The organism is Xanthobacter flavus (assembly GCF_017875275.1).
GTDB lineage: Bacteria > Pseudomonadota > Alphaproteobacteria > Rhizobiales > Xanthobacteraceae > Xanthobacter > Xanthobacter flavus_A.
Genome location: NZ_JAGGML010000001.1, coordinates 1,368,312 through 1,387,067, shown reverse-complemented (window position 1 = coordinate 1,387,067; position 18,756 = coordinate 1,368,312). Strand labels below are relative to the sequence as shown.

Genomic DNA, 18,756 nt, shown 5'->3' with positions numbered 1-18,756 from the left:
CCGCCCGAAGATCAGGCGGCAGGGTCCGGCGATTGCCGGACCGTCATCAGCCGATCCGCATCTCGGGCACGTCATCCTCGACGATGAGGCGTGCCGACGTCTGGGCGAGGATGTCCTCCACGCGCACATCCGGTCCGCGCTCGCGCAGTAAAAGGCCCTCGTGCGTCGGCTCGATCACCGCTAATTCCGTGACGATGAGACTGACGCGGCGCATGGCGGTGAGGGGCAGGGTGCATTCGGGCACGATCTTGGCCTCGCCCTTGGCGGAATGGACCATGGCCACCACCACGCGCTTCGCCCCGGCGACGAGGTCCATCGCGCCGCCCATGCCGGGCACCATCTTGCCGGGCACCATCCAGTTGGCGAGATAGCCGCGCTCGTCCACCTGCAGGCCGCCGAGCACGGTCATGTCCAGATGGCCGCCGCGGATGATGCCGAAGCTCATGGCGCTGTCGATGGAGGCCGCGCCCGGCACAGCGGTCACGAAGCCGCCGCCGGCGTCGGTGAGGTGCGGGTCCTCCATGCCTTCCGGCGGGCGGGCACCGAGGCCGATGACCCCGTTCTCCGCCTGGAAAAAGACGCCGTGGTCATGGGGGATGTAATTGGCCACCATGCTCGGCAGGCCGATGCCGAGATTGACCAGCATGCCGGGTTTGATCTCCTGTGCCACGCGGCGGGCGATCACGTCCTTGGCGCTCATGCCCGCGCGCGGGCGATCCGTTACCTTGGCATCCATCACGCGGCCCTCGCGAGCATGTGGTCCACAAGCACACCCGGCGTCTTCACCGCGTCCGGCGGGATCACGCCGATGGGCACGATCATCTCCGGCTCGACGATGACCATGCGGCCGGCCAGCGCCATGATCGGGTTGAAATTGTGGGCGGTCAGCGAATAGAGCAGGTTGCCGGCATAGTCCGCCTGCTGGGCGGCGATCAGCGCGAAGTCGCCATGGATGGGCTTTTCCACCAGATAGCGCTTGCCGTCGATCTCGATCACCTGCTTGCCCTCTTCCACCGGCGTTCCGATGCCGGTGGCGGTGACGACGGCGCCGAGCCCGACGCCGGCGGCGCGGATGCGCTCCACCAGCGTGCCCTGCGGCACCAGCTCCACGTCCACCTCGCCCGCGATCATCTTCTTCTGGATCTCGGGGTTGAGCCCGATGTGCGACATGATCGCCCGCGAGACGGCGCCGGCGCTGACCAGCTTGCCGATGCCCTTGCCCGGCATGGCGGCATCGTTGGCCACCACGGTGAGGTTCTTCACCCCGCGCGCCACCAGCGCGTCGATCATGCGCTCGGGCGTCCCCACACCCATGAAGCCGCCGATGAGCACCACGGCGCCATCGGGCACGATGTCGGCCGCTTCCTCAGGTCTGATCGCCTTCCTCATGCGTCCCCCTCCTCATTCCGCCGCCGCCGCTTCGGGCATCGCCGACAGTCGTTTGGCGGCCCGTGCGATGACGATTTCCTCGTTGGTCGGAACCACCATGATCCGCGCCCGGCTGAAGTCGGTCGAGATCACCCGCGCGTTTTTGTCGTTGCGGTCGTGATCCAGTTCCAGGCCGATCCAGTCCATCGCGTCGCAGATGCGCCGGCGGATCTTGCGCGAATTCTCGCCGATGCCGCCGCAGAAGACGAGTGCATCGAGCCCGCCGAGGGCCGCCGCGAGGCCGCCCAGTTCGCGGCGGATGCGGAAGACGAAATAGTCGATGGCCTCGTTGGCCTCCGGAACGCCCGCGCTCTCCAGAATGCGCATGTCGTTGGAGATGCCGGAGAGGCCGAGCAGGCCGGACTTGGTGTAGAAGATGTCCCGCACCTCGTCGATGCTGCGGCCTTCCTGCTGCACCATGTAGAAGATGACGCCGGGGTCCACCTGGCCGCAGCGCGTACCCATGGGCAGGCCGTCGAGGGCGGTGAAGCCCATGGTGGACGCCACCGAGCGGCCGCCGAGGATGCCGCACATGGAGGCGCCGTTGCCGAGGTGCGCCACCACCACCCGCCCGGCATGAATCTGCGGCGCGATGCGCTTCAGCTCGCCCGAGACATATTCATAGCTGAGGCCGTGGAAGCCGTAGCGGCGGATGCCCTTGTCGTAATATTCCCGCGGCAAAGCGAAGACGTCGTTCGCCTTGGGATGGTGGCGGTGGAAGGCGGTGTCGAAGCACGCTACCTGCAGCGCCTCCGGAAAGGCCGCCCGCGCCGCCTCGATGCCGGCGATGTTGTGCGGCTGGTGGATCGGCGCGAACGGCGAGAGGCGCTTCAGCTCCGCCATCACCTGGTCCGTCACCACCATCGGCTCGGCGAAATGGGGGCCGCCGTGCACCACGCGGTGCCCCACCACCGACGCCTTGGCACCGGGGAAGCTCCCGCGCAGCAAGGCGAGCACGGTGGCGAGGGCGGCGGTGTGGTCGACGGCGTCCTCCGGCTTCAGTTCGCGCGCGACCGCCGGCAGGGCCTCGCCGAGATCGGCCTTCAGCCGCGGCTGCTTGCCGATGTTCTCCACGAGGCCGATGGCCATCTGCGTCGGCGCGCCGGAGATGTCGAACAGGCTGAACTTCAGCGAAGAAGAGCCCGCGTTCAGGGTGAGGGCAACCGGTAGCGTGGTCATCGGGCACCGTCCCGGGCGGCGGATACGAGGGCGCTCATGCGAGCATGATGGATGGCGGCGACGGCGCAGGACGCGAGGCGCGCCTTGGCGCTGTCGGCGCGCGAGGTGAGGATGATCGGCACCTTCGCGCCCATCACCAGGCCCGCTCCCTCCGCATGGGAAACGTAAGTGAGCTGCTTGGCCACCATGTTGCCCGCGTCGAGGTTCGGCACCACCAGGATGTCCGCATGGCCGGCCACGGGCGAGACGATGCCCTTGGTGCGGGCGGCGGCGACATCGATGGCATTGTCCATGGCGAGCGGCCCGTCCACGAGCCCGCCGCTGATCTGGCCGCGCTCCGCCATCTTGGACAGGAGCGCCGCGTCCACGGAGGAGGGGATCTGCGGGTTCACCGTCTCCACCGCCGACAGGACGCCGACCTTTGGCTGAGCAATCCCCAGCGAGATGGCGAGATCGATGGCGTTCTGCACGATGTCGATCTTGGTGGCGAGGTCGGGCTGGATGTTGATGGCGGCATCCGTCACCAGCAGAGGGTGCGCGAGCCCCGGCACGTCCATGACGAAGATGTGGGTGAAGCGGCGCCCGCTGCGCAGGCCGTTCTCCTTGCGCAGGGCGGCGTGCAGCAGTTCGTCGGTATGCAGGTGGCCCTTCATGACCGCGCCGACCCGGTGCTGGGCCACGAGGTCGACCGCGAGGTTCGATGCGGCGGCGTGGTCGGTCACGTCCAGAATCTCGATGCCGTCGAGGCTCTGGCCGCAGTCCTTCGCGGCGGCCTCGATCTTGACCCGGGCACCGATCAGGATCGGGGTGATGAGATGGTGCCGCGCCGCCAGCAGGGCGCCGCCGAGGGAGTTCGGCTCCTCCGGCGCCACCACCGCCACGGTGAGCGGCTCCAGTGTCTCGGCCCGCGCGACGAGCGCATCGAAGTGGCGATGGCGCTCGACCACGAGGCCGGGGATGTCCTGCGCCTCATACTCGATCTTGGTGCTCGGCGCGGTCACCACCGCCTCGCCCTTGAGCAGCAGCTCTTCCGGCTCCTCGCGATAGACAGTGGTGGCGAGCACAACGTCTCCGTCGTCCCGCTTCTCCGTCAGGCGCACACGCGCCACCAGGTCGTCGCCGGCCTTGGCGCGGCCGAGAAACTCGAATTTCTGCGAACGGTAGCGCGTGCCGGCGCCGGGCAGGATGTTGCCGAGCACGGCGGAGATGAGCGAGCCGACCCACATGGCCGGTGCCGTCACGTCGTCCTGCCGGCCGTCCTGGTCGAGGTCGTAACCGGGCAGGTGCAGCGGATTGTGGTTGCCCGACGCGCTGGCGAACACGAACAGGTCATCCGCCGTGCAGACGCGGCGCAGTTCCGCGCTGTCGCCGACCTGAAGCTCGCTGAAGGTCCTGTTCTCACGTCTCATGCTCGGGGCGCCTTCGGTATGGGCCGCCCCTGGGCGGCGCCGGAAGGGAGTGCGACGACGGGAATGCTTTCAGCCGATGATGCTGTAGCCGCCGTCAATCTGGTGGACGCCGCCGGTGACGTTGGCGGCCTCGCGGCTGGCGAGGAAGGCGGCGAAGGCACCCACATCTTCAATTGAAGCGAGGAGGTGGGTGGGCGCGCGCTCGGCGGCGGCGGCGAGAAGGTCGTCGAAATGGCCGATGCCCGAGGCGGCGCGGGTCTTCAGCGGTCCGGGCGAGAGGGCGTGGACGCGGATGCGCTTTTCCCCCAGCTCCGCGGCGGCGTAGCGCACCACGGATTCCAGCGCCGATTTCACCGGCCCCATGATGTTGTAGTTCTCGACCACCTTCTCCGCGCCGTAGAACGAGACGGTCATGCAGGTGCCGCCCGCGCCCATTAGCGGCTCCGCCCGGCGGATCATGCGCAGGAAGGAGTGGACGGACACGTCCATGGCCGTGGCGAACCCTTCCGCCGAGCAGTCGACGACGCGGCCGTGCAGATCGTCCTTCGGGCAGAAGGCGATGGAGTGGACGAGGGTGTCGAGCCGACCCCAGCGCGCCGTGATCTCGTCGAACACCGCCTCAAGCTGGCCGGGAACGCTCACATCGAGAGGCGCGATGATGTCGGCGCCGAGGCTCTCGGCGAGGGGGCGCACATGCGGCTCGGCCCGTTCGTTGAGATAGGTGATGGCAAGCTTGGCCCCCTGCTCGTGCAGCGCCTTGGCGCATCCCCAGGCGATGGACTGGTCATTGGCGACGCCCACCACGAGGGCCAGCTGATCCTGAAGCTTGAACATGCGCCCACCCCTGACACGCGGCTTCCCGCGCGGCGACCGGAAAGTTCGTCCCGTCGCACTCTAGAGGGGCTATGCATAAATTTCGCGAAATATTCGTGTCTCAATTATAATTGACGTAGATCAATAGCCGTCTGCAGCATTGAATCCGCGAACGAACTTGCTCGCCTGGTTTGGGGCGGAGACGACGACGCGATAGGTGGTAACAAGCGCGCGGCACTCTAAACGGCCTCGGAGAGCCGCTTTGAAAAAGGATACGTCTGGCTAGCGGATATTCTCCGCTCTCGGACGCGCAGCAAGTAATTCGCCACTCGCACGGATCGAGAGGTTATTGGCCCCCGCGACAGCATGAGAGTCGCGTTCAAGCCGATCGCAACCGGCAAAGGCGGCGTGCCCGACCGGCTGGCGAACCGGCTCGCCAACCTTTCACGCGTTGCGCGTAACACAGTGCTTTTGTTGGATAATTTGCGCAAATGGCGCTCCCAAGGGGACTCGAACCCCTGTTTTCGCCGTGAGAGGGCGACGTCCTAGACCGCTAGACGATGGGAGCATCTCGCGAGGAGGAGGGCTCTATAGCGGCGAATGCCGGGGACTTCAAGCCTCCTTCTGGCTGGGGCGATGGCCGAAGATGGCGCTGCCGATCCGCACATGGGTGGCGCCCTGGCGGATGGCGGCGGAAAAGTCGGCGCTCATGCCCATGGAAAGGCCGGAAAGGCCATTGCGGGCCGCGATTTCCGCGAGGAGAGCGAAGTGCGGGTCCGGCACGTCCTCGGCTGGCGGAATGCACATGAGGCCGGCGATCTCCAGCCTGTGGATATCCCGGCACACAGCGATGAAGGCGTCGGCCTCCTCGGGCAGAACGCCGGCCTTCTGCGGCTCGGCGCCGGTATTGATCTGCACGAACAGCCGCGGCCGGCGATCCTGGCGCGCCATTTCCTCGGCAAGGGCAGCCGCGATCTTGGGACGGTCGACGGTGTGGATCACGTCGAACAGGGCCACAGCCTCCCGCGCCTTGTTGGACTGGAGCGGCCCGATGAGGTGGAGCTCCACGTCGGGATACCGCGCCCGCAGGCCGGGCCACTTGTGCCCCGCCTCCTGCACCCGGTTCTCACCGAACACCCGCTGTCCGGCTTCGAGCGTCGGCACGATGTCCTCGGCGGGAAAGGTCTTTGACACCGCCACCAGCGTCACATCCGCAGCGGGGCGGCCGCACTCCGCGCAGCTTTCGGCGATCTCGCGGCGCACCGCGGCGAGTCTCAGTGCGCTTTCCGGCGTTGCCCCGCCCTCAGTCATGCTTTGGCTCCCACCCTCGCGCCGGCCCACGCGCCGCCAACGAGGACATGTACCGATCTCCCTTTCCGATCAAGAAGCGGGTATGAAAAGGCTGCGGTTCGGCTCAAGTATCCGGGCGGCAGGGGGGCGGCCGGGATGGTCGAGGGAAATGGGGGAGGGGTCAAGGCTGCGCGCGGGCGGCGGTCGAGCCTGCGTCTGCGCGTCCTGTTCCTTGTCTGCCTTGTGGCCATCCCTTTGTCGGTGGAGCGGATGCTCGCCCTGATGGCCGAGCGGCAGGTGCAGGTCGCCGCCCTCGAAGAGGACGTGCGGAACTTCGCCCGCAGCGCCAGGCTCGCCCAGCTGGAAGGCATGTCGCGGGCATTGACGAGCCTCGAAGTAGTGTCCCGCATGGCGGATCGTATGCTCGAGGATCCTGCCGTCTGCAACCGGCAGGTGTCCCGCCTCGCCGATGAGGTGGCCGGCATCCAGGGCGCGTTCATCGCGGACGCGACGGGCATCGTCCGCTGCGCCCATGCGCCGCTCGCGCTCGGCGTCAACATCTCCGAGCGGGACTACTTCCACGATGCCGTTGCCGTGGACGGCGTGGTGATGACCGAGATGTTCGTCTCGCGGGTGAGCGGGCGCAACTCGGTGTTCCTGCTGCGGGCGGAGCGTGGTCCGGGAGGGGGCGTGCGCACCGTGACCGGGGTGGTTCTCGACCTTCAATGGCTCTCACGGATCGCGGCCGGAAGCGCCGTGGAACTCGGTGTGGTCGTGGATCTCATCGGCGATAACGGAATGGTGCTGGTGCGCTATCCCACCATGCCCGATATCGTGGAGCACAGCTTTCCCGATCACCCGCTCACGCGCGCGGTGACGGCCGAGCAGAGCGGCATCGTCCGGGTGCCCGGCTATGACGGCAAGGAGCGCATCTTCGCGTTCGAGGGCTTCGGCAATCTGCCCATCCACATTGCCGTGGGTATCGAGACGGCGAAGGCGATGGGCCCCATCGACAGCAAGGTGCGCTCGACGGCGCTGGCCTATTTCATCGCGCTCGCCTGCTTCCTGCTGCTCGCCTGGGTGGCAGAGGAGCGGATCGTCATCGCGCCCATCGCCCGTCTCACGCGGGCGGTGGCGGCGGTGGGGCGCGGCGAAGCGGATCGCGTGACCGACATGGGCGTCGCGGAATTCTCGCCCCTCGTCCAGGCCTTCAACGAGATGGCGCGCCGCCTCTCCCAGCGCAACAACGAGCTCAGGACCATGAACGGGCGCCTCGCCTCGCTGGCGCGGACCGACGGTCTCACCGGCCTCGCCAACCGCCGCACCTTCGACGTGCAGTTCTCACAGGATTGGGTGCGGGCGCGCGGCGAGGGCGTGCCGCTCACGCTGGTGATGCTCGACGTGGACCACTTCAAGGCCTTCAACGACACGCGCGGGCATCTGCAGGGTGACGACGCGCTCAGGGCCGTGTCGCGGATGCTGTCGGCGGCGGCGGCGGGCACGTCCCATCTCGTGGCGCGCTATGGCGGCGAGGAATTCGTCGTGCTGATGTCCGGTGCCGACATGAGCGCCGGCGTCGCCTTCGCGGAGGATGTGCGCCGCCTGCTCGCCGAGCTTGGCATCGAGCATCCGGCCGCCCCGCGCCGCCGGGTGACGGCGAGCTTTGGGGTCGCCTCCGTCGTGCCGACAGCGGAGGGCAGCCCGGACGCCCTTATCGCCGCCGCCGATGCCGCGCTCTACGAGGCGAAGCGCGGCGGCCGCGACCGGGTCATCGCCCACAGCTGAAGAGGCGTCGCGTCAGCCCGGACGGCGGATGGTCCGCAGCGCGAGGCCGGCGGCGCTGATTCGCTCCAGCGCGCCGGCGAGGGGCTCGCGCGCCACGGCCATGTGGAAGGCGTTGGCGTGGAGCAGCGTCTGCTCGTCCTCGGCGATGCCCACGTGTCCCGGCCAGAACAGGAGATCGCCGCGCCGGCGAGGGGCATCGAGCGGAATGGCCGCGCCGATGGCCTTTTCCTGCATGTCGCTGTCGCGCGGCACCCGGACGCCGGTGGCGGCGAGGGCGGTCTGCACCAGTCCCGAACAGTCGATGCCAAGGCTGGAGCGCCCGCCCCACAGATAGGGAACGCCGAGGAAGCGGGCAGCCACGGTGACGAAATCGCCCTCGCGGTCGTCGGCGGGGGCCACATGGACGGCGGGCAGGCAGCCGTCCGTCGTCAAGGCGAACCCGCCCGAGATGGAGCGCACCACCACCCGGCTGCCGAACACGAGCGCGTCGCGGGGCGGCAGCTTGATGTCCGGTCCGGGAAACAGGAAGGTCCGGAGCGCCGTCACCTTGTGCGCGGGCGCGGTGCCTTCGGGGGCGAGGGCCTCGGCGGGCATGTAGCCGACGTAATTGTCTGCCTCCAGCTGCACCCAGGCCCAGCCTTCCGTATCCTCCTCGAACAGGCGCACCCGCTCGCCGAACAGCGCCTCGGTCTCGAGCGGGGCGTCGCCGGCGGGGCGGCGGCGCAGGGGCGCGACGGGCACGGCCACGCGCCGCATTTCGCCGTCCACGAAGCGGGGCACGTGCACCAGCCCCTTGAGGCTGGTCGCAGCAAGATCGGCGCGGGCGGGGGTCAGCCGGGCATCGAGGCCCGGGGGCAAAGCGAAGGTCATGGCTTCCCCCCTGTCCTCAGCCGAACCGCTCGGCGATCAGCGCGTCCAGCGCGCGGATGGTCTGCGCCTCGCCGCCCTCGGGGCGTCCGTGTCGGCTGCCGGGGTTCCAGGCGAACAGGTCCAGGTGGAGATGGGACCGGGCCTTCTCGACGAACTTCGCGAGGAACAGAGCGGCGGTGATGGCGCCGGCGAAGCCGCCGGAGGACACGTTGTTGATGTCGGCCACCTTGGAATCGAGCATGCCCGCGTAGGGCGCCCAGAGCGGCAGCCGCCACAGCGGGTCGGCCTCCACCATGGCGTGGCGGGCGAGGTCGGCGGCGAAGTCCTCGTCGTCGGTGAAGGCGGCGGGGAGCTGCGGGCCGAGGGCGACGCGGGCGGCGCCGGTGAGGGTGGCGAAATCCACCACGAGGTCGGGCGCCTCCTCGTCGGCGAGGGCGAGCGCGTCGGCCAGCACGAGGCGGCCCTCGGCGTCCGTGTTGCCGATCTCCACCGAGATGCCCTTGCGGCTGCGCAGCACGTCGCCGGGACGGAAGGCGACGCCGGAGACGGAATTCTCCACCGCCGGGATGAGCACCCGCAGGTTCACCTTCGCGCCGCGCGACAGGAGCATGTGGGCGAGGCCCAGCGCGTTGGCGGCGCCGCCCATGTCCTTCTTCATCAGCAGCATGGCCGAGGAGGGCTTGAGATCGAGTCCGCCGGTGTCGAAGCACACGCCCTTGCCCACCAGCGTCACCTTGGGGTGGGCGGGATCGCCGGCGCGAATCTCGATGAGGCGCGGCGCGCGGGCGGCGGCAAGGCCCACCGCGTGGATCATGGGAAAGTTCTGCGCCAGCAGCGCATCGCCGACGATGGAGCGGAAACGCGCGCCGTGGCGGGCGGCGAGGCTGCGGGCGGCGTCCTCCAGCTCGGCGGGGCCGAGATCGTTGGCGGGGGTGTTGACGAGATCTCGGGTGAGGGTCACCGCCTCCACCGTGCGGTGGAGCTGGGCGACGTCCACGCCCTCCGGCACCGCCAACTGCACCTTGGGGGCCTTGGCGGTGCGATAGGCGGAGAAGCGGTAGGTGCCCAGCGCGAAGGCGAGGGCGGCGAGGCGGGGGCTCGGCACCTCGCCCTCCAGCCGCCACACGCCCTCCGGCAGCAGTCCGGGCAGGGCACCGGTGGCGAAAGCATCCGACTTCGGAGCGGGGGCGATGCCGAACAGGGCGCCGGCGAGCCCGCCGTCGGCGTTCGGCAGCAGCAGCAGCTTGCCGGCGGCGCCGGAGAAGCCGGCCGCTTCGGCGAAGCGGCGCGCGGCCTCGGGAATGGGTGCGGAAGCGAAGGTGTCCTTGGAGACGCACCAGACGGGCAGGCTGACGGCGGACGACAGGGCAAAGCAATCGATCATCAACGGAACTCCTCGCGCCGCGCCGGGGGGACAGGCAATGGTTCCGCCATCCGGCGCCGCGCAGACGGCGCATGGTGGTCCGCGCCGCGCCCGCCCGCAAGGGAGTGGCGCAGCCGTACCGGATCAGGGATGCAGCAGGCTCGACAGGGGATGGATAATGAGGCCGGCGCCCGCCAGCGCCACCCCATAGGGCAGGCTGGCGCGGCGCCGGTCGGCAAGGGCGGCTTCATCCACCCCTGCGAAGCGATGGCGAGCCGCGGCGGCGATGCCGAGCATGGCGCCGATCGTGCCGGTGGCGAGCACGAACAGGGGCAGGTGCAGCGGGTCCACCCACAGCACGATGGCACCCGCGAGCTTGGCGTCGCCCGCGCCGATGATGTCCTCGGCGAACAAGGAGAAGCCCAGCGCCGTGACGGCGCCGGCGGCGGCGAGCCGGAAGATCAGGTCGGGCACGGGGACAAGAAACGTGACGGCGGCAAAGGCGGCGATGAGGCTGACGACCACGACATTGGGGATGATCCGGCGGGCGACGTCCGCGCCGATCGACGCGCACAACAGCGCCGGATAGAGGCCGAGCAGCAGCAGCTCGGCGATCCTCATGTGGCCCATCCCCATCGCGCGGTCAGTTCCCGGCGGCGGCCGAGGAGGCCTGCAGCCGGGCGAAGGTCGAGGCGATCTGCACCAGCACCGTGACGATGGCGATGGAAAGCCCGGCGGCGATCAAGCCGTATTCGAGGGCGGTGGAGCCGTCCTCTTCCTTGATGAAGCGCGAGAACAGAAGCTTCATGGCTCAAATCCGGTCAGGGCGGCGCATGGCCGCGAAAATGATGCCGCGACGAGGGTGCCGCGGTAGGCCGACGCTAGGGTCGGCCCCTTGCGGGGAAGTAAAAAACGCCCCCCGCCGGTGCCGGAGGAGGGGGTTGCCTGCGTGAAAGGTTAACGGTTCCGCTCGCGCGCCTTTGACGTCGCCGTCCACCACGCCCCTTTGACGGCGGCGCCGGAGGCCGGCAAGCTCCCGCCATGAGCTTCTCCCCGACCCCCGATCCCGTCCCCGGCGATGCCGCCAGCTGCGCGGCCGTCGAGACCGTCATCGTCCCCCGCGCCCACGACATCGGTGGCATGGAGGTGGCCCGCGTGCTGCCCTCCGTGCAGGGCCAGATGATCGGGCCCTTCATCTTCTTCGACCGGATGGGGCCGGTGCGATTCTCGGCGGCGCAGGCACAGGATGTGCGGCCCCATCCGCACATCGGGCTCGCGACTGTCACCTATCTGTTCGAAGGCAGCATGATCCACCGCGACAGCCTCGGCACCGAGCGGGTGATCGAGCCGGGCGCGGTGAACCTGATGACCGCCGGCCGGGGCATCGTCCATTCCGAACGCCACGACGCCACGGTGAAGGCGCGCGGCGGGCCGCTGTTCGGCATCCAGAGCTGGATCGCGTTGCCGAAAGCGCTGGAGGAGACGGCGCCGGACTTCCTCCACGCCGACAGCGAAAAGCTTCCGGTTGTGGCGGATGGTGGGGTACGCGCGCGGGTCATCCTCGGCAGTGCCTTCGGCGCGACCTCGCCCGTCGCGCTCGCGTCTCCCGCGACCTATGTGGAAATCCAGCTGGCCGCCGGCGCTCATGTGCCGGTGGACCCCACCCACGAGGACCGCGCCCTGTTCACGCTGGAGGGCGAGGTGGAGGTGGACGGCACCGCCTTCCCGCCCGGCCAGATGCTGGTGATCCGGCGCGGCGTCGCGACCTCTGTGCGCGCCCGCACGCCCGCACGGCTGATGCTGGTCGGCGGCGAGCCGCTGGAGGGGCCGCGCTATATCTGGTGGAATTTCGTGTCGTCGAGCCTCGATCGGCTCGATGCGGCCAAGGCGGCATGGCGGGAGGGGCGGTTCGACCTCATCCCCATGGACCACGACGAATTCATTCCAGCCCCCGAAGACGGCGCCGGCCGCCCCCGCCCCCAAAGCCCGAGGGGCTGAGGGCGGAGGCGGCCCTTCTTGAGCCGTTCACACTGCGCCGGGCTGGACCAGCGCGGGCGGATCGCTGGCGGGAAAGGTCTCCTTCAGCGCCTCGTCGAGGCGGTCAGAGGTGCGCTTTTTCGCGTCGTCGTCCCGCGCATCCGCCGCCGGATCGCCCTCGGGCTTCGGGGCGCGGGTGATGGAGGGCGGATCGCTGGCGGGGAAGGAATCCTCCAGCGCCTCGTCCAGCTGGTCGGAGACCTCCTCCTTTTCGCGCTGGGCCTCATCTCGCGGCTCGCCCTCCGCCTTCGGGGCGCGGGTGACGGACGGCGGATCGCTGGCAGGAAAGGACTCTTCCAGCGCTTCGTCCAGCCGCTGGTCGAGCGGCGCGGTGCGGGGGGCGGACGTGGTGGCTGTGGGGCTCATAACATCGATCTCCTTTGCGCAGTCAACGAGCGGCCGCGCCACCCGTTCCCCATCGGCATGCCATCAGGCTTCGAGCGGCGCCTCCTGACGCGCCACCCGGGCGGCGACGCGTTCGAGCCCGGCGGTGATCTCCCGCCGCACGCCGGCCCGCATGTCCGGGCCCGACCGGAGCCGCCGCGCGAGCGCCTCCAGAAGGAAGACATCGAGCAATGGCCGGCCCCGGCCGCCGTCCGGTGCGCCTTCCCCGTAGGCGGCCAGCACCGCGCGCTCGGCGCGGGCGCGGAAGGCGGCGAGAAGCTCCGCCCGCAGCTCCGGCGCATCGCGCGCGACACCGGCTTCTCCGGCCCCGATGCGGGCGAGCACATGCTCCGCCGAGGCAAGCAGCTCGGCCACATCCCGCCAGCCGCTCTCCCGCGACCCATCCGCGTCGCGTCCGCCCTGCGCACCCGTGATGACCGCATCGCTGCCCGACACCAGCAGGTGTTCGAGATCGAAGCGGCCGTGGATGCGGATGACCGGCACTTCCGCCCCGGCGAGGGCGCCGGCCACGCGCTCGCGCAACTGCGCGGCGAGCCAGTCGCCATCGACCTCCGCGAGCGCGTCCGGCGCCGCGCGCACGGCCGCCATGGCCTCCTCGATCCAGCCGTCGATCTGGCCGGTGCTCGCGACGCCAGGCGCGAAGGCCGGATCGGGGGAGGGGGCCGACAGGACCGCATGGAGTTCCGCGAGCCGCCGCGCGCTGCCGCGCAGCACGCGGAGCACGCCGGCCACCTCCTCCTCGAAATGCGGGTGGCCGCCATCGGGCCGGGCAGCCGCATCGAGCGCGCGCTGCACCTGCGCCATGGTCCAGCCGGCGGCGTTGCCCTGATTGCGCACGAAGCCGTAGGCGAGCGCGACCTGCGCCGATCCGCCTTCCGGCCGGGTGCGGGTGACGGCGCCGATCAGCGGCGGCACGTGCGGGAAGTCGAGGGCGCTGAGGTGGCGCGCCATCTCCAGCTCGCCGGTGCGGCCGAACTCCATGTGGCGGAACAGCTTCACCGCCACCCTGTCGGTGACGACGAGGCTTGCCGCCGGCTCGTCCGCGTCGACTAGCTCGCAGAGCGCCCCGCGCTCCACGTCGACGCCATCGAGCCGGTCGGTGGGCGAGAACACCAGCGCGCCCCCGTCGGGGAGGGGCACCGGCTCGGCCTGCCGCAGCGCGCGCAGCACGCCGGCGGGCAGCCCGTCCAGCACCATGGCATCGGTGAGGAAGCCGACGCGCCGGCCCTGCCGCACGCGGGTAAGGGCCAGCTGCTCGGCGATGGCGGGGGGATGCTGGTCCTCCCACGCCACGCAGAAGGACATGAGGAAACGCTCGGTGTGCCCGGCGAGATCGGCCTCGATCTCCGCCATGGCGACTTCGCGTTCGGTGCCGGGCAGGCGCATGACCCAGCCGATGCGCACCGCGCCGATGTCCTTGGCCGTGCCGGGAAACCAGCGCCGCCGCGCCAGATATTGCGGCAGCGCCTCGGTCTCGATCACCGCGCGGTGGGTGTCGGAGAGGGCACCCATCAGCCCGTCGCGGACCACGAGGGTGGCGAATTCCGGCAGCATTTCCGGCGCCGGATCGCGCCAGGCGGGTTCCGCCGCCGTGGTGGACAGGCGGAAGGCGTAGAAGCCATAGGGCGGCAGGGTGAGTACGAGGGGTGCGCGGTCGAGCGCCGGCAGGCTGGTGCCGCTCACGAGGTCTACCGGCACCCGCCGCTCGAATTCGGCAAGGTCCAGCTCCACTCCCTGCAGGGTGTGGGCGAGGTTGGCGACGCACAGCACCGCCTCGCCTTCAAATTCGCGCAGATAGGCGAGGATGCGCCGGTTGCGCGGGAACACCAGGCGGAAGGTGCCGCGCCCGAAGGCCAGATGCTCCTTGCGCACGGCGAGGAACCGCCGCGTCCAGTTCAGCATGGAATGGGCATCGCGCGATTGCGCTTCCACATTCACGGCCGGGAAGCCGTAGAGCGGATCCTGGATCACCGGCAGCACCAGCTTTTCCGGATCGGCCTTGGAGAAGCCGCCGTTGCGGTCCGGCGACCATTGCATGGGCGTGCGCACGCCGTCGCGGTCGCCGAGGTGGATGTTGTCGCCCATGGCGATCTCGTCGCCGTAATAGATGACAGGCGTGCCCGGCAGAGTGAGCAGCAGGGAATTCATCAGCTCGATGCGCCGCCGGTCACGCTCCAGCAGCGGCGCGAGGCGGCGGCGGATGCCGAGGTTGATGCGGGCGCGCCGGTCGGAAGCATAGATGCTCCACAGATAGTCTCGCTCGGCGTCGGTCACCGTCTCCAGCGTCAGCTCGTCGTGGTTGCGCAGGAAGATGGCCCACTGGCAGGTGGCCGGGATGGCCGGCGTCTGGCGCAGGATATCGGTGACCGGGAAGCGGTCCTCCCTGGCGATGGCCATGTACATGCGCGGCATCAGCGGGAAGTGGAACGCCATGTGGCATTCGTCGGCATTGGGGCCGAAATATTGCTGGGTGTCCTCCGGCCAGAGGTTGGCCTCGGCCAGCAGCATCCGGCCGGTGTAGTGCGCGTCGAGATGGGCGCGGATCTGCTTCAGGATGGCGTGGGTCTCGGGCAGGTTGGCGCAGTCGGTGCCCTCGCGCTCCACCAGATATGGCACGGCATCGAGCCGCAGCCCGTCCACCCCCATGTCCAGCCAGAAGCGCATGACGGAGAGCACGCGCTCCAGCACCTCGGGATTGTCGAAATTGAGGTCCGGCTGGTGGGCGTAGAAGCGGTGCCAGTAGAACTGGCCGGCCACCTCGTCCCAGCTCCAGTTGGATTTCTCCACGTCGCAGAACACGATGGGCACGCCGGGATAGCCCTTGTCGTCATCCGCCCAGACATAGAGGTTGCGCTCGGGGCTGCCCTTCGGCGCGCGCCGGGCGGCCTGGAACCAGGGGTGCTGGTCGCTGGTGTGGTTGATGACCAGCTCGGTGATGACGCGCAGCCCGCGCGCGTGCGCCTCGGCGATGAAGCGCCGCGCTTCGTCCATGGTGCCGTAGTCCGGTGACACGCCTTCGTAGAGCGCGATGTCGTAGCCGTCGTCGCGGCGCGGAGAGGGGTAGAAGGGCAGGAGCCACACGGCGGTGGCGCCGAGCTCGGCGATATAATCGAGCTTGGAGATCAGCCCGCGGAAGTCGCCGATGCCGTCGTCATCGGCATCGAAGAACGACTTCACATGCAGCTGGTAGATGATGGCGTCCTTGTACCACAGCGGGTTGTCGCCGGCGGTGACGGGCTCAGGCATGGCCGAGGCTCCCGGTTCCGGAGGACTTTGAGCCGCGCGCGGCGGCCGGGGCGGACGAGATGGGGGCGGGGCAGAAAGGCACGGTGCTCCCTTGAACCGTCGTGGAAGGACGAACGGTGGAGCCCGGCCGACACGTCGCCGCTGCGGCGGACGCGCCGGACGAGCGGCCATGCTTGCCCAACGCGGCTGGAGCGTGGCGGTTCCGAATTCCGTCAGGGAGAGTTCAGGGGAGAAATGGGGCAGCCGGACGGCATGCGGGGGAATGCCGTCCGGCCGGCGCGTCAGTTTGCCGTGGCAATATCGGCGCCCGTCCTGTTTCGCGCGGACAGGGCCTTCCCGGCATCCCGAAAATGGAGGATGGCCGACCAGAATTTTTTTTTGATGAGCGATGGGAACCTTGGTGGCTGATCCGCGTTTCAACGGTCGTTCGGGCTCAAAGGAGCCTGCCCCGCCCCGGTCATGTATCGCGCTTTTTGACGGTCTCCCCAAAATGCGGGAGGCGCCAAGCGTCGTTGGCCGGCAGAACCTGACGCGACACCCCAGCTGCCCCACAGCTCACACGGAGGACCGCCTATGGTCGATGCCGCCCACCACCCGCTCAAGATCTGCATCGATGGCTCCTGCATCATCCTGCGCTCTCTGGATGACGCCATCGGCTTCGTCCGCTCCCATCCCGTGGGAGAACATGCCGAGATGCTGGTGGATCAGATGGAGGCCGCCCGCCTGCCCGAGCTTCAGCGCCGGGCCTGGGTGGCGTTCGAGACCTTCGCCGACGCCATGCGTCTTTCCCCCGACGCGCAGCGCCGGATGATGTGATCGGACGGCCGGGCGGCCGCGCAAGCCGGCCGCCTTTTCGCCATGTGGTCGAGCGGTCGCTCAGAACCGTTCGGGCACCCGGTGGCGGGCATAGTCCGCCTCCACATAGTCAGGGTCCTTCTGGCGCTTCGGCAGCTTGATATTCTCCCGCGGCACGTCCTCGTAGGGGATGCGGGAGAGCAGGTGCGAGATGATGTTGAGCCGCGCCCGCTTCTTGTCGTCTGAAAAGGCCACGAACCACGGCGCCCACATGGTGTCTGAGGCCTCGAACATGGCGTCTCGCGCCCGGGAGTAATCATACCAGCGCGCGTAGGATTCCAGGTCCATGGGCGAGAGCTTCCAGATCTTGCGCGGATCGTCGATGCGGCTCTCCATCCGCCGGGTCTGCTCCTCCTCTGACACTTCGAGCCAGTATTTCAGGAGGATCACACCCGATTCGACGATGGACTGCTCCACGTAGGGCACGCTCGCCAGGAATTTCTGGGCTTGCTCCTCGGTGCAGAAGCCCATCACGCGATCGACGCCGGCCCTATTGTACCAGGAGCGGTCGAAGATGATGATCTCGCCGCCGGCCGGCAGGTGGGTCACATAGCGCTGGATGAACATCTGCGTCTTCTCGCGCTCGGTGGGCGGCGGCAGCGCCACCACCCGGAAGATGCGCGGGCTCACCCGCTCCAGGATGGCCTTGATGACGCCGCCCTTGCCGGCCCCATCCCGGCCCTCGAAGACAATGCAGATCTTCGCGCCCGTGTGCTTCACCCACAGCTGAAGCTTCACCAGCTCGGCATGCAGGTGCTTCAGCTCCGCCTCGTATTCCTTGCGGGAGAGCGGGGCGGCGGGGCTGTCGCCGTCCGTGCCGGAAGGGGGCAGGATGGTCTGGGTCGTGTGCTTTTTCTTGTGCTTGTGCGCCATGGCGGCGTCCTCCCTTGAAACCGCGCCGATAGGACGGCGGGTCAGGCCCAGCTCAGGAAGAAGCCCACGTCGCCGGGCATGCCGTTCGGCCAGTCCACGATCATCGCCTTGAGCTTGTAGTGGCCCTGCCGGAGGTGGTCGCGCCACAGCTCGAAGGCCTGGCGCGGGCGGCCGGTGAGCGTGTCGGGCCAGCCCTCTTCCGCATTGTTGATGGCGCGGCCCTTGTCGGTGCAAAGCACGTTGGGAAAGCGCATGACCATGATCTCGGTCTCGCCCCGCTGGGCGGCGAGGCGGATCTTTGTGAGCAGGTTTTGGGCGATCTGGTGCAGGGTCTCGGGCGTCAGGTCCAAGGGCTGGGAGAGCGTCTTGATGAGCTCCTCACGGGCCTTGTCGGCCCGGTCCATGGCGGAGATCTCCTTGGAGAGCTTGGCCGTCTCGACTTCCATCATGTACGCGCGCAGATCATCCGCGCTCATGAAGCTCTCGTCGCCCAGTGTGGTGTGCTGCTGTGCTGCCTCGGACATGGGTCGCCTCCCTTGGGAACTGCCGTCTTTGGGCAGTTTCCCCATCAGTGGGGCGATGTCGTTGTCCGATATCAACTCTTTCCGGCGGCGCTCGCGTTCACATCCGGCGGAGCGCCAACAAAAAGGCCGGCGCCGGAGAGCTGGCGCCGGCCTCCCGTTTCGACCCGGAGGTCGAACCTGGAGAACACGGATTTACAAGCGTTCAGAGCGTCGCGAAGACGGACGCCGGAATGCGGAAGAAGCCGCGGCCGTTGGCAAAGGTCCGGTAATGGGACGCCGCATTGGCGTAGAGGTGATCGAACCACGCCTTGCCGCTCTGGCCCTCGGGCAGCCGGTCGATGGTGAAGATGTCGGCGTTGGGTTCGAAGCGGACGTGGATCAGCACGTCATCGGTGGCGGACGCTTCGGCGGCAAGGATGGGCTGGGAAAGGGCGTTCATCACAAGGTCTCCTCTGGAAAGGATCAAGAAAATCTCTGCGGTCGCCTTCCGGCGGCCGGTCCTGAAACGCCGGACCTGCCCCCGCGCCGCTGCCGACGATCCGCCGGGCAGCCTTTTCGGACCCCCGCCGGACCCGGAAAGCCCCGCAATCCGGAAACGCTAGGCGGGGGTGTTCGCCCATTCCTTGATCGTGATCAAAGAGTGTGCGCCGGTATTGAAAGACCGAATGTCGCAGATGAA

General features: G+C 68.9%; 18 protein-coding genes and 1 tRNA gene. 3 read left to right on the top strand and 16 right to left on the bottom strand.

Annotation, left to right across the window (positions count from 1 at the left end; genetic code table 11):
• Positions 1–46: 46 nt before the first annotated feature.
• The 7 genes from J2126_RS06780 to J2126_RS06750 form a co-directional block, all read right to left on the bottom strand.
• Complete coding sequence (locus J2126_RS06780; RefSeq protein ID WP_209489936.1) at positions 47–700, bottom strand: 3-oxoacid CoA-transferase subunit B; 654 nt, start codon at positions 698–700, stop codon at positions 47–49.
• A 35-nt stretch (positions 701–735) separates the two neighbouring features.
• Positions 736–1,389, bottom strand: a complete 654-nt coding sequence (locus tag J2126_RS06775) for a CoA transferase subunit A (protein WP_209485093.1) — start codon at positions 1,387–1,389, stop codon at positions 736–738.
• 12 nt (positions 1,390–1,401) lie between these two features.
• Positions 1,402–2,607, bottom strand: a complete 1,206-nt coding sequence (locus J2126_RS06770; protein WP_209485090.1) for an acetate/propionate family kinase — start codon at positions 2,605–2,607, stop codon at positions 1,402–1,404.
• Complete coding sequence (locus J2126_RS06765) at positions 2,604–4,016, bottom strand: bifunctional enoyl-CoA hydratase/phosphate acetyltransferase (protein WP_209485088.1); 1,413 nt, start codon at positions 4,014–4,016, stop codon at positions 2,604–2,606. The genes J2126_RS06770 and J2126_RS06765 overlap by 4 nt, the downstream gene beginning before the upstream one ends.
• Before the next feature lie 69 nt (positions 4,017–4,085).
• Positions 4,086–4,850 carry an enoyl-ACP reductase FabI gene (gene fabI / locus J2126_RS06760; RefSeq protein ID WP_209485086.1) on the bottom strand — a complete coding sequence of 255 codons (765 nt, stop codon included), beginning with the start codon at positions 4,848–4,850 and terminating at the stop codon, positions 4,086–4,088.
• A 471-nt stretch (positions 4,851–5,321) separates the two neighbouring features.
• A tRNA-Glu gene (locus J2126_RS06755) sits at positions 5,322–5,397 on the bottom strand.
• 44 nt (positions 5,398–5,441) lie between these two features.
• The gene (locus J2126_RS06750; protein ID WP_209485084.1) at positions 5,442–6,140 is read right to left on the bottom strand and encodes a YggS family pyridoxal phosphate-dependent enzyme; all 699 of its coding nucleotides are present in this window, start codon (positions 6,138–6,140) and stop codon (positions 5,442–5,444) included.
• Positions 6,141–6,275: 135 nt separating this feature from the next.
• Between J2126_RS06750 and J2126_RS06745 the strand changes: the two genes are divergently transcribed.
• Positions 6,276–7,904, top strand: coding sequence for a sensor domain-containing diguanylate cyclase (locus J2126_RS06745; RefSeq protein ID WP_209485081.1), 1,629 nt, complete (start codon positions 6,276–6,278; stop codon positions 7,902–7,904).
• Positions 7,905–7,916: 12 nt separating this feature from the next.
• On the opposite strand, the gene J2126_RS06740 is transcribed toward J2126_RS06745, so the two are convergent.
• From J2126_RS06740 to J2126_RS06725, 4 genes are all read right to left on the bottom strand, one after another.
• Positions 7,917–8,774, bottom strand: coding sequence for a C40 family peptidase (locus J2126_RS06740; protein ID WP_209485079.1), 858 nt, complete (start codon positions 8,772–8,774; stop codon positions 7,917–7,919).
• Between the two features lie 16 nt (positions 8,775–8,790).
• Positions 8,791–10,158 (bottom strand): leucyl aminopeptidase family protein, encoded by a 1,368-nt coding sequence (locus tag J2126_RS06735; RefSeq protein WP_209485076.1) that lies wholly within the window; start codon positions 10,156–10,158, stop codon positions 8,791–8,793.
• A 123-nt stretch (positions 10,159–10,281) separates the two neighbouring features.
• Complete coding sequence (locus J2126_RS06730) at positions 10,282–10,758, bottom strand: A24 family peptidase (protein WP_209485074.1); 477 nt, start codon at positions 10,756–10,758, stop codon at positions 10,282–10,284.
• A 22-nt stretch (positions 10,759–10,780) separates the two neighbouring features.
• A complete protein-coding gene (locus J2126_RS06725; protein WP_081762738.1) occupies positions 10,781–10,945 on the bottom strand; it encodes a Flp family type IVb pilin in 165 nt (54 codons plus the stop codon).
• A gap of 233 nt (positions 10,946–11,178) precedes the next feature.
• Here J2126_RS06725 and J2126_RS06720 point away from each other — a divergent pair, with 233 nt between their 5' ends.
• Complete coding sequence (locus J2126_RS06720) at positions 11,179–12,135, top strand: pirin family protein (RefSeq protein ID WP_209485072.1); 957 nt, start codon at positions 11,179–11,181, stop codon at positions 12,133–12,135.
• Positions 12,136–12,162: 27 nt separating this feature from the next.
• On the opposite strand, the gene J2126_RS25280 is transcribed toward J2126_RS06720, so the two are convergent.
• Both J2126_RS25280 and treS read right to left on the bottom strand, forming a co-directional pair.
• Positions 12,163–12,540, bottom strand: coding sequence for a hypothetical protein (locus J2126_RS25280; protein ID WP_245327230.1), 378 nt, complete (start codon positions 12,538–12,540; stop codon positions 12,163–12,165).
• 63 nt (positions 12,541–12,603) lie between these two features.
• Positions 12,604–15,825 (bottom strand): maltose alpha-D-glucosyltransferase, encoded by a 3,222-nt coding sequence (gene treS, locus J2126_RS06710; protein ID WP_209485070.1) that lies wholly within the window; start codon positions 15,823–15,825, stop codon positions 12,604–12,606.
• A 573-nt stretch (positions 15,826–16,398) separates the two neighbouring features.
• Between treS and J2126_RS06705 the strand changes: the two genes are divergently transcribed.
• Entirely contained in the window at positions 16,399–16,641 is a 243-nt protein-coding gene (locus J2126_RS06705; protein ID WP_209485068.1) for a hypothetical protein, read from the top strand.
• 60 nt (positions 16,642–16,701) lie between these two features.
• On the opposite strand, the gene ppk2 is transcribed toward J2126_RS06705, so the two are convergent.
• The 3 genes from ppk2 to J2126_RS06690 all read right to left on the bottom strand — a co-directional run bounded on the left by ppk2 (position 16,702) and on the right by J2126_RS06690 (position 18,516).
• Entirely contained in the window at positions 16,702–17,553 is an 852-nt protein-coding gene (ppk2, locus tag J2126_RS06700) for a polyphosphate kinase 2 (protein WP_209485066.1), read from the bottom strand.
• A 41-nt stretch (positions 17,554–17,594) separates the two neighbouring features.
• Complete coding sequence (locus J2126_RS06695) at positions 17,595–18,077, bottom strand: hypothetical protein (protein ID WP_209485064.1); 483 nt, start codon at positions 18,075–18,077, stop codon at positions 17,595–17,597.
• Between the two features lie 202 nt (positions 18,078–18,279).
• Positions 18,280–18,516, bottom strand: a complete 237-nt coding sequence (locus J2126_RS06690) for a hypothetical protein (protein WP_209485062.1) — start codon at positions 18,514–18,516, stop codon at positions 18,280–18,282.
• Positions 18,517–18,756 lie beyond the last annotated feature (240 nt).